Consider the following 18,282-nt stretch of genomic DNA (forward strand, 5'->3'; position numbering starts at 1 on the left):
GATGTCGCAAGTTGTTTTTCAAAGTTTTAAGGCAAATAGCGTTTTGGATTCACCGATTTACCTTGATAGCGAATTTCAAAGTGTAGCTTGACTGATTTTGCACCTGAACTACCCATGGTGGCGATTTTCTGTCCGCTTTTTACACTTTGTCCTTCTGATACCAGCAGTTTGTCATTATGTGCATAGGCGCTTAAATAATTGTCGTTATGCTTTACTATAATTAAGTTGCCATAACCTCTTAGCGCATTGCCTGAATAAACAACGGTGCCGGCTGCGGTTGAAACGATAGGTTGACCACGCTGTCCTGCGATGTCGATACCTTTATTTCCCTGTTCTCCCGCCGAAAAGTTCTTGATTACTCTCCCTTTTGTCGGCCACAACCACTTAGAAACTTTATCACTCTTCGCCGTGGTAACTGGCGCTTTTTGCTTCACTTTTTGGTTATCTTTTGAACCAACATACTCCTTTGTTTTCGATTGTTCAACCTTCTTTGGAGGCTGCTTTTGTACGACTTTAGGCTTAGTCTCTGTAGGTTTTTGACTAGAGTTTTTACTTGAAGTTTTCGGTTTAGAGGCTGTTGATGTTTTCGTCACTGGGGCTGGTGGCGTCGTAACAACAGGAACCACAACGGGTTCAACTTTTTGGCCATATTTAGGGGCGACATATTTCGGAGCCCAAAGTTTTAGCCTCTGTCCAGGGTAGATGGTGTAAGGCTGAGTTAACTCATTGTAACGGACAAGATCATTTACATCTTTATCTGTGACATAAGCTATGAAGTAAAGTGTATCGCCTTTTTTTACCTCATAATAACTCCCTCTGTAACTTCCTCTTTCAAGGCTTGAATAGTCTTTCTTTAAGCTAGAGACAGGTGCAGGAGAATGCGCTGCACAACCAACTAGTCCTGCAGCAAACACAAAGCTAATACCAATATGACGTAATAACTTACTCACCTATCCCTAACCCTTAAGCTAAATCACCCGCAACCAGAGGTACAAATCGAACCATTTCCACAACAGTAGAGAGATATTCATCTCCCTTACGTTCAATTTTTAGTAACTGTTGCTCCTTATCTCCAACAGGAATCACCATCTTACCGCCATCTTTTAATTGTGCGAGAAGTGCTTGGGGGATCACTTCTGCGGCTGCGGTAACAATGATGGCATCGAAAGGACCACGAGCTTCCCAGCCTTGCCACCCATCAGCATGCTTGGTTGAAACATTGTAGATATCCAATTGTTTCAGACGGCGTTTAGCTTCCCATTGCAACGATTTAATTCGCTCAACGGAGTATACATGGTCAACAATTTGCGCCAGTACTGCGGTTTGATAACCGGAACCCGTTCCGATTTCCAGTACGTGACTCGTTGGCTCTAGTTCGAGTAACTCGGTCATACGAGCAACAATATAAGGTTGAGAAATAGTTTGTCCCTGACCAATCGGTAACGCATTGTTATCGTAGGCTTGGTGCATCATCGCTTGAGAGACAAAGCTTTCTCGTGGTAAGCGTTGGATAGCATCCAGAACTCTTTGGTCTTTGATGCCACTGGAGATAAGAAACGCTATCAACCTGTCAGCATGTGGGTTACTCATTACTTCTCTTCCTTTAACCAACTATCCATTGCACGCAGCGACTCATGAGCAGTGAGATCAACTTGCAGAGGCGTCATTGAAACTCGACCATGTTCAATCGCATAAAAGTCGGTGCCCTCACCCGCATCTTGCTCTTTTCCTGGAGGCCCTAACCAATAAATATCATGGCCTCTCGGATCTTTCTGCTTAATCATATTCTCTGCGTGATGACGCGCACCTAAACGCGTGACTTCGATTTCGCCCAGGTTTTCTGCTGGTAAGTCAGGCACGTTTACGTTCAATAACCGATTCGTTGGAATCGGAGACGCTAAATGCTGTTGCACAATTTGACGTGCAATTTTTGCGGCAGATTCGAAATGACGCTTACCCACCAGCGAAAAAGCAACCGACTGAACACCAAGGAAATGCCCTTCCATTGCTGCAGCTACCGTTCCTGAGTAAAGAACATCATCACCCAAATTTGCACCGTGGTTGATGCCTGATAAAACAAGATCGGGCAAATCATCTTTCATCAGCTCATTCAGCGCGAAATGTACACAATCTGTAGGCGTTCCTTGCACTGAATAGATATTTGGGGCAATTTCAGTTACGCGCAATGGTTGCTCTAGTGTCAGTGAGTTCGAAGCACCTGAACGGTTTCGATCGGGTGCAACAATGGTCACTTCAGCGATATCTCGCAACTCATCAGCAAGTGCATGAATCCCTTGCGCATGTACGCCATCGTCATTGCTGATTAAGACTCTTAGGGGCTTCGCGTTTAGTGAATCCTGTTCCATTAGTATTCTCTTTCTACTTCAACCTCATTAACTAACTCACGAACGATAGATGTTGCAAAAGATCCCGCATCCAGTGAGAAAGTCAGCGTAATGTTGTTACCTTCAACCGTCCAAGATAAATCTTTTGGCTTCAGCGCAATATCGCGACGGTCGTGGCGCATGCGATTACCACGAATCAGCGCCATGAGATCAGGCTCTTCATCTAAGAACAGTTGTTCTAAAGTAAGCGCATCAGCTTGAGTTGGAAGCGCATTATCACCTGCTAGGGCCGCGGTAATTGCCACTTCACCAGCAGCAAATTGTGCTTGTAGATCTGCGATATTGCTTGCATCAATCAACTGAGTGCCAGAACTTGTCTGTGCAATATCACCATCGATGAATTTATCAAACACACCACTTTCTAGACGAGCAGAAACGATACGGTTGAAGATCCACGAACGCGCCGCTGATAAATACATGCTGCGCTTATTTTGATTACGGGTACGAACGTTTTCGCGTCCCCATCGACGTGCTTCTTCAAGGTTGTTGCCATCATTGCCAAAACGCTGACTACCAAAGTAGTTTGGCACACCAACTTGTTTCACTTTTTCAAGGCGTTGCTCTACATCTTCAACGTCAGTCACTTCAGACAAAGTGACAACAAACTCGTTCCCTATTAAGTCTCCAGGACGCAGTTTTTTGTTGTGTCGATCAGTCGCTAAGATTTCAATACTCGGATATTGAGCTAGGAATGCCGAGAAGTCCGGCGTTTCCCCTTTCGGTAAATGGACACTCAGCCACTGTTCCGTCACGGCATGGCGGTCTTTAAGGCCTGCCCAGCTAACGTCTTTCGACTTTACGCCACAAGCTTTCGCCAACTCATTCGCAACAAAACTGGTATTTTCTCCAGTTTTTCGAATACGCACCATTAGGTGCTCGCCTTCGCCCGTAAAGGCAAAACCTAAATCCTCACGAACCTGAAAATGTTCTGGTTGCGCTTTGATTTTTGCCGATGCAACAGGCTTACCCGTTAGATAAGCCAATGAAGATAAAATATCTGACATGATGTTTTTCCGCTGTTTACACAGCATTAAGGAGCAAGTTGGTTAATTATTGCTTGAGCAGAAGCACCACGGCTTCCGTTGCAATGCCTTCTTTGCGTCCAGTAAAACCGAGACGCTCTGTCGTCGTCGCTTTTACGTTAATGTTACTAATATCGGTTTCTAGGTCTTCTGCAATCGCCGCACACATCGCGTCAATATGAGGTGCCATCTTAGGTGCTTGTGCCATGATGGTGACATCGGCATTACCAAGGCGGTAGCCTTGCTCTTTGACACGACGATAAACGTCTTTCAACAATTCGCGGCTATCTGCGCCTTTCCATTTGTCATCCGTGTCTGGGAAGTGACGACCAATATCACCCGCAGCAATCGCGCCAAGCAGCGCATCAGTCAAAGCATGAAGAGCAACATCACCATCTGAGTGGGCTACTAAGCCCTGCTCGTAAGGGATAGCAACACCACCGATAATGACCGGGCCTTCACCACCAAATTTATGCACGTCAAAACCGTGACCAATTCGAATCATTTTTTATCCTTTCTTTTTTAGCCGCGCTCACGGCTCAGATAAAACTCGGCTAACGCGAGATCTTCTGGCTGAGTAATTTTTATGTTGTTCGCATTACCCTGGACTAAAGCAGGCGTTTCGCCCAACCACTCTAAAGCCGATGCTTCATCCGTGATGGCTACGCCTTGTTCTAATGCGTCAGCCAGTGCTCGAGTCAGTTGTTGAGTTTTAAACATTTGTGGAGTTAATGCATGCCACAATGCTTCTCTCTCTACCGTATGATCGATATTTTGTGCTGCATTTGCTCGCTTCATTGTATCTCTCACAGGAGATGCAAGGATGCCACCCGTTGGGTGGGCGCAGCAAACATCAATCAAACGGTCAATGTCGGATGTTAATACACATGGTCTTGCAGCGTCGTGGACCAATACCCACTCGCTTTCCAGATGTTCATTGACATAGTTTAGCCCTGAAAGTACGGAATCAGCGCGCTCTTTGCCACCCGCGACTTGAATTACACCGGGATGATTCGCGATAGTTAACTCAGGGAAATAGGGGTCACCTTCGGTAATGGCGACAACCACTTTCGAAATTCGTGGGTGCGACAGCAACTTTTCTACAGTGTGTTCCAGCACCGCTTTTCCGTCGATCAATAAATATTGCTTCGGGCGGTCAGCCTTCATTCGACTACCGACACCAGCAGCGGGAACAATTGCGACATGCGATGAGTTCACATCCAACATTTTAATGATTTTCCTCACCTATAATGCGGTAGAAAGTCTCGCCATCTTTAACTAAACCAAGCTCATGACGCGCACGTTCTTCAATCGCATCAAGACCTTGCCTTAAGTCATCAATCTCAGCAAACATTTCATTATTGCGAGCTTGTAGCTTGCTGTTCACTTGTTGCTGAACTTCAATTTCATCTTTTACTGTGTAGTAGTCAGACACTCCGTTTTTACCAAACCATAGAGTGTATTGAAGCAAGCCAAACAGTAGCGTAAGGGCTATAACAAAGATTCGCATATCGCTGCTAACATTCTGTACCGGAAGGAATTAGATAAGGTGACATATATAGCATAAATGCGAGGTCGCCTCTAGGGGAGAAAGGGAGACTCACACGCTCCTTACAAGAAATAAGCAGCAAAATGAAACAAAGACATATGAAGCTATTCTTAGCACTCACCAAAGTAAGACCAAGAAATACAAGCCTATAGATACAAAAACACCCCGCAAAATCAGGGTATTTTCAAAGCTTCAATCTAAGCGGTTAATCCAATGAAGAACTAAGCTTGAACTTCTTTAAGACCGCTTCTTTGAAACATGGAGGAGCGTGCTCATCTAGAGCTTCCTCGATGCAGATAAATGGGGTGCTTTCTTTAGGTATGGCAAGCAACACGGCCAGAACGGCTCATCGCTCTTAAATAAAAAACGCTCCACCGAAGTGGAGCGTTTCTAGAAAGCTATTTAGCTAAACTTATTCAATTAAGAATTAAGCTTGACCTTTAACTTCTTTAAGACCGTTGAAAGGAGCGCGCTCACCTAGAGCTTCCTCGATACGGATTAGTTGGTTGTACTTAGCAACACGGTCAGAACGGCTCATAGAACCAGTTTTGATTTGACCTGCAGCAGTACCTACCGCTAGATCAGCGATAGTTGCATCTTCAGTTTCGCCAGAACGGTGAGAGATTACTGCTGTGTAACCTGCGTCTTTAGCCATCTTGATTGCAGCTAGAGTCTCAGTTAGAGAACCGATTTGGTTGAACTTGATAAGGATAGAGTTAGCTACGCCTTTCTCGATACCTTCAGCAAGGATCTTAGTGTTAGTAACGAATAGGTCGTCACCCACTAGTTGAAGCTTGTCACCTAGTAGTTCAGTTTGGTGCTTGAAGCCATCCCAGTCAGACTCGTCTAGACCGTCTTCGATAGAAACGATTGGGAATTGGTTAGCTAGCTCAGCTAGGTAGTGGTTGAACTCTTCAGAAGTGAAAGTTTTACCTTCGCCTTTCATGTTGTAGATGCCAGCTTCTTTGTCGAAGAACTCAGATGCTGCACAGTCCATAGCTAGAGTAACGTCTTTACCTAGTTCGTAACCAGCAGCTGCAACAGCTTCTGCGATAACTTCTAGAGCTTCAGCGTTAGATTTAAGGTTAGGAGCGAAACCACCTTCGTCACCAACTGCAGTGCTGTAGCCTTTAGACTTAAGAACTTTAGCTAGGTTGTGGAATACTTCAGCACCGATACGTAGACCTTCTTTAAGAGTCTTAGCGCCAACTGGTTGGATCATGAACTCTTGGATGTCAACGTTGTTGTCTGCGTGCTCACCACCGTTGATGATGTTCATCATTGGTAGAGGCATAGAGAACTGACCAGCTGTACCGTTTAGTTCAGCGATGTGCTCGTATAGAGGCATGCCTTTAGCTGCTGCAGCAGCTTTAGCGTTTGCTAGAGAAACAGCTAGGATAGCGTTAGCACCGAATTTAGATTTGTTTTCAGTGCCGTCTAGTTCGATCATTACTGCGTCGATTGCAGCTTGGTCTTTAGCGTCTTTGCCAACTAGAGCTTCAGCGATTGGGCCGTTTACAGCTTCAACTGCTTTAAGAACACCTTTACCTAGGAAACGTGCTTTGTCACCGTCACGTAGCTCAAGAGCTTCGCGAGAACCAGTAGATGCGCCAGATGGAGCTGCCGCCATACCTACGAAACCGCCTTCTAGGTGTACTTCAGCTTCTACAGTTGGGTTACCACGTGAGTCGATGATTTCACGACCTAGAACTTTAACGATCTTAGACATTAATGTTTCCTCTCGTTTCAAATATAAATGTCAATTTTAAAGGGCAGCAGCACAACCTTCGCCGCCGCCCGTATCCTTTTACTTCTCGAATTCGCCGCGTGCGTTTTGGCCCGCAGCTTTAACGAAACCTGCAAACAATGGGTGGCCATCGCGAGGAGTCGATGTGAATTCTGGGTGGAACTGAGCCGCTACAAACCATGGGTGAGCTGGGTTCTCAATCATTTCCACTAACTTCTTGTCCGCTGATAGGCCAGAAACTTTCAGACCTGCTTTTTCGATTTGCGGACGAAGCACATTATTCACTTCGTAACGGTGACGGTGACGTTCATGGATCGTCGCGCTACCGTACAGTTCACGAGCTTTCGTCCCTTTCTCTAGGTGACATAGCTGTGAACCAAGACGCATCGTACCACCTAGGTCAGACTTTTCAGTACGCTCTTCTACGTTACCTGACTCGTCTACCCACTCTGTGATCAAACCTACCACAGGGTACTTAGTCTCTTTGTTAAATTCTGTTGAATGTGCACCTTCCATACCCGCAACGTTACGCGCGTATTCAATTAGTGCAACTTGCATACCCAAACAAATACCTAGGTAAGGCACATTGTTTTCACGTGCATATTGAGCCGCACGGATCTTGCCTTCAATACCACGATCGCCGAAGCCACCTGGAACTAGGATCGCGTCTAAGCCTTCTAGCAGCTCAACGCCTTTTGTTTCGATATCTTGTGAGTCTACATACTTAATTGTGACACTTAGACGGTTTTTCAAGCCAGCGTGTTTAAGCGCTTCGTTCACAGACTTGTATGCATCTGGCAATTCAGTGTATTTACCAACCATACCGATGGTTACTTCACCAGTAGGATTTGCTTCTTCGTAAATAACCTGTTCCCACTCAGAAAGGTCAGCCTCGGGAGCTGTGATGCCAAAGCGAGCACACACAAGATCATCTAGACCTTGAGACTTGATCAATTGAGGAATCTTGTAGATAGAATCTACGTCCTTCATTGAAATTACTGCTTTTTCTGGAACATTACAGAATAGTGCGATTTTCTTACGTTCATTCGCTGGAATAACGCGGTCGCTACGACAAACTAGGATATCTGGCTGAATACCGATAGATAGAAGTTCTTTTACAGAGTGTTGAGTTGGCTTAGTTTTCACTTCGCCCGCTGCCGCTAGGTAAGGAACAAGTGTTAGGTGCATGAACATTGCGCGCTCACGGCCTAGTTCAACGGCTAGCTGACGAATCGCTTCCATAAATGGTAGTGATTCGATATCACCAACGGTACCGCCAACTTCAACGATAGCCACATCATGGCCTTCAGAGCCAGCAATTACACGGTCTTTGATCGCGTTAGTGATGTGAGGGATAACTTGAATCGTTGCGCCTAGGTAGTCACCACGACGTTCTTTACGAAGTACGTCGGCATAAACACGACCTGCAGTGAAGTTGTTACGCTTGGTCATCTTGGTACGGATGAAACGCTCGTAGTGACCAAGGTCAAGGTCAGTCTCTGCGCCATCTTCTGTAACGAACACTTCACCGTGCTGAGTAGGGCTCATTGTGCCCGGGTCAACGTTGATGTAAGGGTCAAGCTTCATCATAGTCACTTTAAGACCACGAGCTTCTAGAATAGCCGCAAGAGATGCTGCTGCAATACCTTTACCTAGAGAGGATACAACCCCGCCAGTAACAAAAATGTAATTTGTCGTCATGTTTAACCTGAAATTGGTTGAATGAGGGAAATGGAGTGCTTCTGGACGGGAGATAAATATACCAGAAGCTCCTTACCGCCACAACGTGAAATCTATCACACCGTAATTTTTTATTTTTTGCTTCAAATCAAAGTGAGCAAAGACAAACCAAAGTCCGTTTTCGTGTTAAGAGGAAAACTGGCCTCATATTGTATATTCCGCCTATTTCCCCTATCTCGACTCTTCTCGCTTTACTTCATCCCAGAAATCGTCGAGCTCTGATAAAGAACAATCTGTAAGCGCTTTGCCTGACTGCTGGACCTTTCCTTCAACTTGCTTAAAACGTCTCGCAAACTTTAAGTTTGCTTTACCTAGTGCGACTTCTGGATTTTTATCAAGATGGCGTGACAAATTGACGGTCGCAAATAGCAAATCACCGAGTTCCAACTCCACTTTTTCTTGATCAGGCTGAACTTGTAGTGCTTCTTCCATGACTTCATCAATTTCTTCTCGCACCTTATCGACGACCGGGCCAAGAGAGTCCCAGTCAAATCCATATTTCGCACATTTTTTCTGTATCTTTGTAGCACGAGAAAGTGCCGGCAAAGAGTTTGGTATTGAGTCTAGGATACTTTCTTCCGCTTTGCCCACCTGCGCTTTTTCTTTTGCTTTTTCGGCTTCCCAGTTGGCGTTGATTTCCTCGTCCGATTCAAACTCAACATCTGAAAAAACATGCGGATGACGGCGAGTCAGTTTTTCATTCACAGTTTCGACAACATCCGAAAATTCGAACAGCCCTTGCTCTTTCGCTAGCTGACTGTAAAAAATCACCTGAAACAACAAATCCCCTAGCTCTTCTTTTAGATTCGGCCAATCTCGATTTTGAATCGCGTCCACCACTTCGTAAGTTTCTTCAATGGTGTGCGGAACGATGGTGTCAAAGGTTTGTTTTAAGTCCCAAGGGCAACCGTTTTCTGGGTCACGCAACTTCGCCATGATTTGTTCTAATTGTTCAATTGGATGACTCATTTTTTGTTCCTTTAAACCTTTCTACTAAAGAAAAAGGTGAGCAGCCAAAACCACTCACCTTCTACATTATATTTTCTCAGCAGCTTTCACTAAGTAATTGTTACTTTGACAAGGCAACAAGTTTTCGCGACTCCTGAGCATAGCTCGCCTATGTGATGGAGCAAGAAAACGCAGTTAACGCAGTAAAAGTGACAAGTACGACGTGAAAGTTAGCCGAGGCGTTTCACCGTCATGACATCCTTTATTTGTTCTACCCGTTTCGAAACACGAGAAAGCACCTCAATATTGGTGACTTCTAGATCAAAGTCCATGATGGCGAGTTGACGTCTGTAATCGACTCGGTTCTTCATACTGGTCACTTTGATCTTTTCGTTGGCGAACAGTGTCGTAATGTCTTTGAGTAGACCACCTCGCTCCATCGCTTCAACACGGACGGTGAGGATGTATGACCCGACGAAGCCGCTGCCCCAGACAGTATCGATGATACGCTCTGGCGCATGATGGCGCAGTTCTTCTAACTGTTCACAGTCACTACGGTGTACTGAAATGCCGCGACCTTGCGTGATGTAACCACAGATATCATCACCTGGAATCGGCTGACAGCAACGCGCTAGGTGCGTCATTAGATTATCGACACCTTCTACAACGACGGCGTCTTTTTTCGGTCGGCTTTGCGCTGGTGATTTGTGCTCTGCTTCTTGCAGTTTTTCCAGTGCTTGCTGGTCTTCTTCTTCTGCCGTTGGCTTGTTAACGAGCGCATTAATATGGTTAATGATTTGGTTGATACGCAAATCACCGCTCCCAACACCAACGTAAAGCTCATCTGGTGTTTTGACGTTAAACCGTTTGAGAGCGTAATGCTCAGCATCTTTTAACGTTGCGCCAATTTTTGCTAACTCATGTTCAAGAATTTCACGACCCGCTTCGAGGTTCTTCTCACGGCTTTGCTTTCGGAACCAGGCGTTAATTTTGGCACGCGCGCGGCCAGAATGAACGAAGCCTAATGATGGGTTTAACCAGTCACGTGATGGGTTAGGTTCTTTCTGAGTGATAATCTCAACCTGATCACCCATATGTAGTTTATGAGTAAACGGTACGATGCGGCCTCCGACTTTGGCGCCGATACAACGGTGTCCCACTTCGGAGTGAATATGGTAGGCAAAATCTAGCGGCGTTGCCCCCATTGGTAAATCGACAACATCGCCGCGAGGTGTAAAGGCATAGACGCGATCATCAAAGACTTGGCTACGTAGCTCATCAAGCATTTCGCCAGAATCTGACATTTCTTCTTGCCAATCCAGTAGCTTACGCAGCCACGTAATCTTCTCATCATAACCGCTTCGGCTGCTTGCCCCTTCTTTATATTTCCAGTGCGCTGCAACACCCAGCTCCGACTCTTCATGCATTTGCTTGGTACGAATCTGGATCTCGATGGTTTTGCCTTCTGGCCCTAGAATTACGGTGTGGATCGATTGATAACCGTTTGGTTTAGGGTTAGCAACGTAGTCATCAAACTCGCTCGGTAGGTGCTTGTATTTGGTGTGAACTACGCCCAAAGCCGCGTAACAGTCTTGCAGTTTGTCTGCGATGATACGTACTGCTCGCACATCAAACAGCTCATCGAATGCCAAACTCTTTTTCTGCATTTTTCGCCAAATGCTGTAGATGTGCTTAGGTCGACCGCTCACTTCAGCATTGATGCCTGACACTTCCATTTCGTGCGTGAGGTCTTCAACAAAGTCTTTGATGTACTGTTCACGAACAATACGTCGCTCAGAAAGCTGCTTGGCAATTTGTTTGTAAGTTTCCGGTTGTTGGTAGCGGAAAGCGTAATCTTCAATTTCCCATTTCAGCTGACCGATGCCTAATCGGTTTGCTAGCGGCGCATAGATGTTGGCACACTCTTTTGCCGCCGCACGTCGAACTTCATCAGGTGCTTTTTTAACTTCAATAAGGTTACAAATTCGTTCCGCGAGCTTGATAACCACGCAGCGGAAGTCATCCACCATGGCAAGCAGCATGCGGCGTACGTTATCTACCTGAGATGACGCTGCACTGCCTTCCATGTTGACGTTGAGTTGGCCAATAGCCGCCATTTCTTCAACGCCGTCGATTAATTTTATGATTTCTTTGCTGTATTTCTCTTCCAGAATTTCTCTGTTAAAAGCACCACTTGAAACCAAAGGAAACAGTTGTGCAGCCACTAAGGTGGCCTGATCCATAGACAAGGTGATCAAAATTTCGATCATTTCTCGTCCACGCCACAACAACAGTTCCGCTTGCTCGTTATCGGCTAATACCGTCTGGCAATCTCGATATACTTCGATTAAGCGTGAGGCTGTGTTTTTCTCTTGTCCTAGGCTAGCCACCCAGTTTTCGAGTTCAAACTGTTCATCTTGGTTTAAATGCGCGCTTCTTACCGCAACCATCTCATCATCCTAATTATTATATTCGTGTGGTTTGACTAACACCGTCCAGGTTAGTTCTTTTACCTGCGCGTAAACGCTGGCTTTATGACCACCCACCACAAATAAGGGGCCAAAGTCCTAAAGTTAGGACTTTTCAAACAATGCCATCGATTCTAGATGACTGGTATGAGGGAACATGTCCAGCATACCTAATTTAGTTAATTTATAGCCTTGCTCCATCAAGCTTTGGCTGTCCCTAGCAAGGGTAGCAGGATTACAAGAAACATAAACTACACGCTGTGCGCCAAGCTCAGAAACTTGATCGATGATCCCACTTGCCCCCGCGCGTGCTGGGTCTAACAGCACTTTATCAAACCGTTCTGCCGCCCAGACCTGCCCTTCAAAATCTTGCTCAAGGTTAGCGTGATAAAATTGCGCATTATTGATTTGGTTCAAGGATGCATTATTTGTGGCTTTTTCGACCATCTCTGCAACACCCTCGACACCAACCACGTGCTTAGCTAACTTCGCAATCGGTAAACTGAAGTTGCCTACGCCGCAGAACAAATCTAACACTCGGTCACTCTTTTGCGGGTCTAACCACTCAACCGCTTGCTTGACCATTTGTTGATTTACGGCTTGGTTCACTTGAATGAAATTATTTGGCGCAAAAGGAATTTTCACGCCAACTTCTTGATAAAAAGGCATATCGCCTTCGATAAGGTCTAATTGCTCTGTCGATGGCATTAAGTACAACGATGCACCATGACGTTTTGCCAACTCCGTTAGAGATTGAGTTTCACTCGTTGTCAGAGCGCTCAAGTGGCGCAGCGTAATACACGGCCCATTATCACCAAGTACCAGCTCTACATGACCCAATTGTTCCGGCTTTTTGAACGCTTTTAGGGCTGAGTAAATCTCTGGCAGCAAAACATTCAGTTCCGGTGCCAGCACTGGGCAATCGGTCACTTGCACGATTTGCTTACTCTGCTTTTTACGGAAACCAAAGTGCAATTGACGTGTTTTTTTATCGACAAATAAGCTCACTCGCGCACGACGACGATAGGCCAGTGAATCCCCTAATAATGGCGCATCAAGCTCAATATCATTGCCTGAAAATTTTCGCATCAGCTGACGCAGTGTTTGCTGTTTGTGCGTCAATTGTTGGTCATAATCTAGGTGTTGCAAGTCACAGCCACCACACTCGTGGTAATGCGGACAAAATGGCTCCACGCGAGTGTCACTCGGCTTAAGAATCTTAATCAGTTTACCGCGAGCAAATTTACTTTTTTCTTCCACTAACTGCGTGACGATTTCTTCTCCCGGCAATGCGCCATCAATAAAAAGCGGTTTTTTCTTTAGGTAAGCAATACCTGCGCCGTGGTGATCTAAACGCTCCACTTGCACCGCTTGATGACGAGTATTGAGTTGGGTTTTCTTTTTCGGTTGAAAGATGCGTGCCATGCTCTATGCCTGATTTATGTCTAATTGCTCTTCGGCTTCACTATTCTTGATTGCAGCCGTTGTGTGATTCGAGTGACTTGATTATGCTTACCGTTTATTAGGTGACGTCACTTCTTTGCTCAACGCCTTATCGTGCGCTTGAGAAATAATGCGTTATTTTCCCATATCCAGACTCCGATGTAATTAGATAACATGACCAGATATGGCTTACGAGCACGTGTAATTACACTGACTCTCGCTCCCACTCTCATCATTGGTTTATTACTGAGCGGTTTTTTCTCTTTCAACCGCTACCAAGATCTTGAGAAACAAGTTATCACCACTGGTAACAGCATCATTGAGCCGTTAGCAATTGCCAGTGAAACTCATCTACTATCAGAAAGCCGAGAGGCGGTACGTCGCTTGATAAGCTACGCCCATCGCAAAAACTCTAAACTGGTTCGTAGTATCGCGGTGTTTGATGAACATCATGAGCTCTTCGTGACATCTAACTTTCACCCTAATTTCGAAGCCTTGATGTTCCCTAAAGATAAACCGATCCCGCAACTGGGCAATTCGGAAATCTACGAAAACTCACTGATATTGCGCGTACCTATTTTGTCCGAGGGTCACTATTTAGCGGAGTTGTCGAACGAAAGCCAAGGAACCAAAGCAATTGGTTATATTGCCGTTGAGTTAGATCTCTCCTCTTTAAGGCTGCAACAATATCAAGAAGTTTTCTCTGCTTTTTTAGTTCTTATACTCGGTCTTGGCTTGGCAAGTGTGTTTGCTTCACGTCTGATGCACGATGTTACCCAGCCTATCACCCACATGAAAAATGTCGTTGACCGCATTCGCCGTGGTCACCTAGACGTGCGTATCGAAGGTAAAATGCATGGTGAGTTAGACCAACTGAAAAACGGTATTAACGCCATGGCGGTATCGCTATCGGAATATCACGTGGAGATGCAGCATAGTATAGACCAAGCCACATCAGACTTGCGTGAAACGCTTGAGCAGCTAGAGATTCAGAACGTTGAGTTAGATATCGCGAAGAAACGTGCGCAAGAAGCGGCCAGGGTTAAATCTGAGTTCTTGGCGAATATGTCGCACGAACTGCGTACTCCGCTCAATGGGGTTATTGGCTTTACTCGTCAAATGCTTAAAACGCAGCTTTCTAACAGCCAAACTGATTACCTACAGACGATTGAGAAGTCGGCGAACAATCTACTGAACATCATCAATGACATTCTCGACTTCTCGAAACTTGAGGCGGGTAAGCTAGCGCTGGAAAACATTCCGTTTGATTTCCGAGAAAGTTTAGAAGAAGTTATTAACCTACAAGCCACGAGTGCACATGAGAAAGGGTTAGAAATCACCCTAAAAGTGGACCCTAAAATTCCACCGGGTTTAGTTGGGGACCCACTACGTATCCAGCAAATTTTGACGAACTTAGTCGGTAACTCAATCAAGTTTACCGAGCGAGGCAACATTGATGTTAGTGTTGAAATGCGCTCTCAATCTGGGGACTCCGTCGAGTTGCAGTTCATGGTGCGCGATACCGGCATTGGTATTTCTGAACGTCAGCAAGCGCAATTATTCCAAGCATTTAGCCAAGCGGATGCCAGCATTTCACGTCGCTACGGCGGCACTGGGTTAGGTTTGGTTATCACGCAGAAATTGGTAAGCCAGATGGGTGGCGAGATCAGCTTAACCAGCCGCCTACACCAAGGTTCGACGTTCTGGTTTACGGTGCGCTTGCACTCAACAGAGATGCCAATGAGCGAACTGATTGAAGTGGAACTTCTGACGGGCAAACAGTTGCTGTTGATTGAACCAAACATGCAAGCCGCATCCGTTACCCAGCAGATTCTAAGTCAAGAAGGTATCTTAGTGACCTACCGCTCCTCGCTACCAAACAACGAAGAACAATATGACTATGTATTACTGAATTTAGCGGCCAACCAGACTCACGATGCGGAAGTTATTACACCTTGGATAGAGCAAGCGAAACGCATGGCTCCGAGTGTGATCCTAGGGACACCGAGTACCGAACTGGCGCTTGCCGACCAAATTATGACTGAGCATCACGTCCAATGCCTGACGAAGCCGTTGTCTCGCCGTAAACTGCTGCAAAGCCTGATTAGCGAACATGTCGAATCACCACCAACATTGAGTGCTCCAATTACACCAAGCGAAGGGGAGCGTTTACCTCTGACGGTGTTAGCGGTGGATGATAACCCAGCGAACTTGAAGCTGATTTCCGCTCTGCTTCGCGAACGAGTAGAAACCGTCACCGCCTGTAGCAATGGCCAGCAAGCGGTGAACCTGGCGACAGAGAAAAAGTACGATTTAATCTTCATGGATATCCAAATGCCACAAATGGATGGGGTGACCGCTTGTCAGCACATTAAAGAGTTGGAGTTAAATAAAGACACGCCAGTGATTGCGGTAACTGCGCATGCCATGGCGGGTGAAAGAGATCGCTTGCTATCGGCAGGAATGGATGACTACTTGACCAAACCTATTGAAGAGCATGTGCTACAACAGGTTTTGGTTCACTGGAACCCAAATGCTTGTACGGAGAGCATTGGCAAAGTCGCCCCTTCATACGTTGATGAGCCTGAAGGGAGCGCGCCACAATCCGTTTCTTCGCCTCAGCAGGATGTGATTATTGATTGGCAAGCTGCCTTAAAACAGAGCGCGAATAAAGAGGATCTAGCCAAAGACATGCTGCGCATGTTGATTGAGTTCATCCCTGAAGTAGAAGCAGTCGTTGACCAAGCTCTGGAGCAAGAAGATATCTCCCGTGATGACCTAATTCATGTCATCCATAAGCTGCACGGCAGTAGCTCATATTGCGGAGTGCCTAGGCTGAAATCCCTCTGTGCGACGCTTGAGCAAGCACTGCGCTCAGGGATCAGTCTTGAGGAGGTTGAGCCTGAAATGTTCGAGCTGCAAGATGAAATGATTAAAGTCACAACGACTGCAAAATTATACCTTGAACAGTAATCTGCTCGAGAGACAAGAAAGCCAGAGCATCTGCTCTGGCTTTTTAGTATTTTGTTTAAGACTTACAAGCTAGGATTCAAAAATGACCGTCGCCACAGCGTAATGACGCTCATCGGAAATGGACAGGTGAATGTGGTTAACGCCCATCGCATCCGCTATTTGTTTTGCTGTGCCCGTCAATGCGAGTACTGGTTTTCCAAGCGCATCGTTCGAGATGGAAAAATCGTGAAACGTGACCCCTTTCGCGATCCCTGTCCCCAATGCTTTTGAGGCCGCTTCTTTGACCGCAAAGCGCTTAGCAAGATAACGGCCTTGCAGCTTAAGCTGTGAAAATTTAGCCATTTCTTCTTCTGAAAGAATACGCTGAGCAAAAGGCTCACCACTACGAGCTAACGCTTTTTCAATACGCTCAATTTCTGCAATGTCGGTCCCTAACCCTATAATCGCCATCTAGATAGCCCTATTACTGGCGTGCCTCAATCATCAGTGCTTTCATGTCCGCAACCGCTTTATTCAAACCATCAAATACCGCGCGACCAATGATTGAGTGACCAATGTTGAGTTCGTAAATTTCTGGTAATGCAGCAATTGGCGCGACATTGTGATAAGTCAGGCCATGCCCGGCATTAACAATAATACCTAGGTCATGTGCATAACTCGCACCAGCGGCAATCTTCTTCAGTTCTGCTTGCTGTTCGTCTTCTGTCGTCGCATCAGCATAATGACCCGTGTGCAGCTCAATAAACGGAGCACCACACTTTTTCGCAGCTTCAATCTGTTGACGATCAGCATCAATAAAGAGTGAAACTTTAATGCCTGCATCTGTCAGCTTTTTCGTCGCAGCTTTAATTTTTTCAAGCTGCCCCACAACGTCCAAGCCACCTTCCGTCGTCAGTTCTTCACGTTTTTCAGGCACTAAGCACACAAACTCTGGTTTAGTTTGCAGCGCAATCTCAACCATTTCGTCTGTCACAGCCATCTCTAGATTCATGCGCGTTTGAATGGTTTCACGCAGAATACGTACATCACGATCCAAAATATGGCGACGGTCTTCACGTAAGTGGATAGTGATACCGTCCGCGCCTGCACGCTCTGCAATTTCAGCAGCGTGAACAGGATCAGGGTATTTTGTACCACGTGCATTACGTAGAGTGGCAATATGGTCGATATTGACGCCTAAATAAATTGAGCTCATTTTCCGTTACTCCGTGCTCTGGGGGTCTGAATGAAAAATTCACGACTTTTTAAAGGTTTGCCGCCAAGATACGGCTTTAAGGCTATACGTGTAAAGCGTTTTGCCGCTTTTAGCTGCTCTTTAGTGACGAACCGCCGCTCACTGATAGCAATCAGTTCATTCCCTAAAAACGTGAGGTTATCGCGCCTAACCGAAGCTATGAAGCCTTTTTGTTCCCGGTAACGATACGTCATCTCTGGGTCGACGGGCTCGCCAGTACCTGCACAGTGCAAGAAATCTACGCCATACCCCATCGCAGATAGCAATGCTAACTCAAAACGACGCAGTGCTGGCTCAGGGTTCTCGTTGTGTGCCAACTCTGTTAGCGCATGCAAATAATCATGAAATAGCGCTGGCATCGGCACTTCAGCCATCAATATCCGACCAATCAGTTCATTGACGTACATGGCAGAGTAGAGATTAATGCCCGTTAGCGGTAAACCTAGGCTTATCGGCTCAGCTTGACGCAAAGTCTTCATTGAACCTTTTCCCGACCATTTAAGTAACAGCGGAGTAAAAGGTTGCAATGCGCCTTTTAAGTTCGAACGCTTACTGCGCGCGCCTTTGGCCATTAAAGTCATTCGACCATATTCCTCACTGAATACATCAAGGATTAAGCTCGATTCACTGTAAGGGCGGCGATGTAATACAAAACAGCGCTGTAAACCTTCGGAAGAGAGATTACTCATCTAAGTCATTGTGCCTAAAAAGTGTGAAATAAAAAATAAGGAGCCGAGCGGCTCCTTATTTTAA

16 protein-coding genes are annotated in these 18,282 nt (G+C 45.9%); 1 reads left to right on the plus strand and 15 read right to left on the minus strand.

What is annotated here, in order from left to right:
* Positions 1 to 26: 26 nt before the first annotated feature.
* The 12 genes from R2S67_RS10965 to rlmD all read right to left on the minus strand — a co-directional run bounded on the left by R2S67_RS10965 (position 27) and on the right by rlmD (position 13,304).
* Positions 27 to 950 carry a peptidoglycan DD-metalloendopeptidase family protein gene (locus tag R2S67_RS10965; protein WP_006743295.1) on the minus strand — a complete coding sequence of 308 codons (924 nt, stop codon included), beginning with the start codon at positions 948 to 950 and terminating at the stop codon, positions 27 to 29.
* A 13-nt stretch (positions 951 to 963) separates the two neighbouring features.
* Positions 964 to 1,590, minus strand: a complete 627-nt coding sequence (locus R2S67_RS10970) for a protein-L-isoaspartate(D-aspartate) O-methyltransferase (protein WP_046875091.1) — start codon at positions 1,588 to 1,590, stop codon at positions 964 to 966.
* Complete coding sequence (gene surE / locus R2S67_RS10975; RefSeq protein WP_005393882.1) at positions 1,590 to 2,366, minus strand: 5'/3'-nucleotidase SurE; 777 nt, start codon at positions 2,364 to 2,366, stop codon at positions 1,590 to 1,592. Before surE ends, R2S67_RS10970 begins: the two co-directional genes overlap by 1 nt.
* The gene (truD, locus tag R2S67_RS10980) at positions 2,366 to 3,409 is read right to left on the minus strand and encodes a tRNA pseudouridine(13) synthase TruD (RefSeq protein WP_317344062.1); all 1,044 of its coding nucleotides are present in this window, start codon (positions 3,407 to 3,409) and stop codon (positions 2,366 to 2,368) included. Before truD ends, surE begins: the two co-directional genes overlap by 1 nt.
* A gap of 46 nt (positions 3,410 to 3,455) precedes the next feature.
* Positions 3,456 to 3,932 (minus strand): 2-C-methyl-D-erythritol 2,4-cyclodiphosphate synthase, encoded by a 477-nt coding sequence (gene ispF / locus R2S67_RS10985; RefSeq protein ID WP_317344065.1) that lies wholly within the window; start codon positions 3,930 to 3,932, stop codon positions 3,456 to 3,458.
* Positions 3,933 to 3,949: 17 nt separating this feature from the next.
* Entirely contained in the window at positions 3,950 to 4,654 is a 705-nt protein-coding gene (ispD, locus tag R2S67_RS10990; protein ID WP_317344066.1) for a 2-C-methyl-D-erythritol 4-phosphate cytidylyltransferase, read from the minus strand.
* A gap of 1 nt (position 4,655) precedes the next feature.
* Entirely contained in the window at positions 4,656 to 4,937 is a 282-nt protein-coding gene (gene ftsB / locus R2S67_RS10995) for a cell division protein FtsB (protein ID WP_005380907.1), read from the minus strand.
* Positions 4,938 to 5,403: 466 nt separating this feature from the next.
* On the minus strand, positions 5,404 to 6,705 hold the full coding sequence (gene eno / locus R2S67_RS11000) for a phosphopyruvate hydratase (protein WP_005383785.1): 1,302 nt from the start codon (positions 6,703 to 6,705) through the stop codon (positions 5,404 to 5,406).
* A gap of 78 nt (positions 6,706 to 6,783) precedes the next feature.
* The gene (locus R2S67_RS11005; RefSeq protein WP_005393892.1) at positions 6,784 to 8,424 is read right to left on the minus strand and encodes a CTP synthase; all 1,641 of its coding nucleotides are present in this window, start codon (positions 8,422 to 8,424) and stop codon (positions 6,784 to 6,786) included.
* A gap of 210 nt (positions 8,425 to 8,634) precedes the next feature.
* A complete protein-coding gene (mazG, locus tag R2S67_RS11010) occupies positions 8,635 to 9,432 on the minus strand; it encodes a nucleoside triphosphate pyrophosphohydrolase (protein WP_317344077.1) in 798 nt (265 codons plus the stop codon).
* A 209-nt stretch (positions 9,433 to 9,641) separates the two neighbouring features.
* On the minus strand, positions 9,642 to 11,861 hold the full coding sequence (relA, locus tag R2S67_RS11015; RefSeq protein ID WP_005393896.1) for a GTP diphosphokinase: 2,220 nt from the start codon (positions 11,859 to 11,861) through the stop codon (positions 9,642 to 9,644).
* Between the two features lie 123 nt (positions 11,862 to 11,984).
* A complete protein-coding gene (gene rlmD / locus R2S67_RS11020) occupies positions 11,985 to 13,304 on the minus strand; it encodes a 23S rRNA (uracil(1939)-C(5))-methyltransferase RlmD (RefSeq protein ID WP_317344080.1) in 1,320 nt (439 codons plus the stop codon).
* 192 nt (positions 13,305 to 13,496) lie between these two features.
* Here rlmD and barA point away from each other — a divergent pair, with 192 nt between their 5' ends.
* Positions 13,497 to 16,295: a two-component sensor histidine kinase BarA gene (barA, locus tag R2S67_RS11025; RefSeq protein WP_258688074.1), complete on the plus strand. Its 2,799-nt coding sequence runs from the start codon at positions 13,497 to 13,499 to the stop codon at positions 16,293 to 16,295.
* Positions 16,296 to 16,364: 69 nt separating this feature from the next.
* Here barA and acpS read toward each other — a convergent pair whose 3' ends face one another.
* From acpS to recO, 3 genes are read right to left on the minus strand one after another with little or no spacing between them, the layout of a single operon-like run.
* Complete coding sequence (gene acpS, locus R2S67_RS11030) at positions 16,365 to 16,745, minus strand: holo-ACP synthase (protein ID WP_012841407.1); 381 nt, start codon at positions 16,743 to 16,745, stop codon at positions 16,365 to 16,367.
* A gap of 13 nt (positions 16,746 to 16,758) precedes the next feature.
* Positions 16,759 to 17,490: a pyridoxine 5'-phosphate synthase gene (gene pdxJ, locus R2S67_RS11035; RefSeq protein WP_048625989.1), complete on the minus strand. Its 732-nt coding sequence runs from the start codon at positions 17,488 to 17,490 to the stop codon at positions 16,759 to 16,761.
* Entirely contained in the window at positions 17,487 to 18,218 is a 732-nt protein-coding gene (gene recO / locus R2S67_RS11040; RefSeq protein WP_005384578.1) for a DNA repair protein RecO, read from the minus strand. The genes pdxJ and recO overlap by 4 nt, the downstream gene beginning before the upstream one ends.
* Between the last annotated feature and the right edge of the window lie 64 nt (positions 18,219 to 18,282).

The organism is Vibrio sp. T13N (assembly GCF_032970445.1).
GTDB lineage: Bacteria > Pseudomonadota > Gammaproteobacteria > Enterobacterales > Vibrionaceae > Vibrio > Vibrio diabolicus.

What these genes read in the sequence shown, in the direction of transcription:
- acpS (WP_012841407.1), bottom strand. Translation starts at nt 16,745, where the DNA reads ATGGCGATTATAGGGTTAGGGACCGACATTGCAGAAATTGAGCGTATT.
- ispD (WP_317344066.1), bottom strand. Translation starts at nt 4,654, where the DNA reads ATGTTGGATGTGAACTCATCGCATGTCGCAATTGTTCCCGCTGCTGGT.
- recO (WP_005384578.1), bottom strand. Translation starts at nt 18,218, where the DNA reads ATGAGTAATCTCTCTTCCGAAGGTTTACAGCGCTGTTTTGTATTACAT.
- rlmD (WP_317344080.1), bottom strand. Translation starts at nt 13,304, where the DNA reads ATGGCACGCATCTTTCAACCGAAAAAGAAAACCCAACTCAATACTCGT.
- pdxJ (WP_048625989.1), bottom strand. Translation starts at nt 17,490, where the DNA reads ATGAGCTCAATTTATTTAGGCGTCAATATCGACCATATTGCCACTCTA.
- surE (WP_005393882.1), bottom strand. Translation starts at nt 2,366, where the DNA reads ATGGAACAGGATTCACTAAACGCGAAGCCCCTAAGAGTCTTAATCAGC.
- eno (WP_005383785.1), bottom strand. Translation starts at nt 6,705, where the DNA reads ATGTCTAAGATCGTTAAAGTTCTAGGTCGTGAAATCATCGACTCACGT.
- mazG (WP_317344077.1), bottom strand. Translation starts at nt 9,432, where the DNA reads ATGAGTCATCCAATTGAACAATTAGAACAAATCATGGCGAAGTTGCGT.
- truD (WP_317344062.1), bottom strand. Translation starts at nt 3,409, where the DNA reads ATGTCAGATATTTTATCTTCATTGGCTTATCTAACGGGTAAGCCTGTT.
- relA (WP_005393896.1), bottom strand. Translation starts at nt 11,861, where the DNA reads ATGGTTGCGGTAAGAAGCGCGCATTTAAACCAAGATGAACAGTTTGAA.
- ispF (WP_317344065.1), bottom strand. Translation starts at nt 3,932, where the DNA reads ATGATTCGAATTGGTCACGGTTTTGACGTGCATAAATTTGGTGGTGAA.
- R2S67_RS10970 (WP_046875091.1), bottom strand. Translation starts at nt 1,590, where the DNA reads ATGAGTAACCCACATGCTGACAGGTTGATAGCGTTTCTTATCTCCAGT.
- ftsB (WP_005380907.1), bottom strand. Translation starts at nt 4,937, where the DNA reads ATGCGAATCTTTGTTATAGCCCTTACGCTACTGTTTGGCTTGCTTCAA.
- barA (WP_258688074.1), top strand. Translation starts at nt 13,497, where the DNA reads ATGACCAGATATGGCTTACGAGCACGTGTAATTACACTGACTCTCGCT.
- R2S67_RS11005 (WP_005393892.1), bottom strand. Translation starts at nt 8,424, where the DNA reads ATGACGACAAATTACATTTTTGTTACTGGCGGGGTTGTATCCTCTCTA.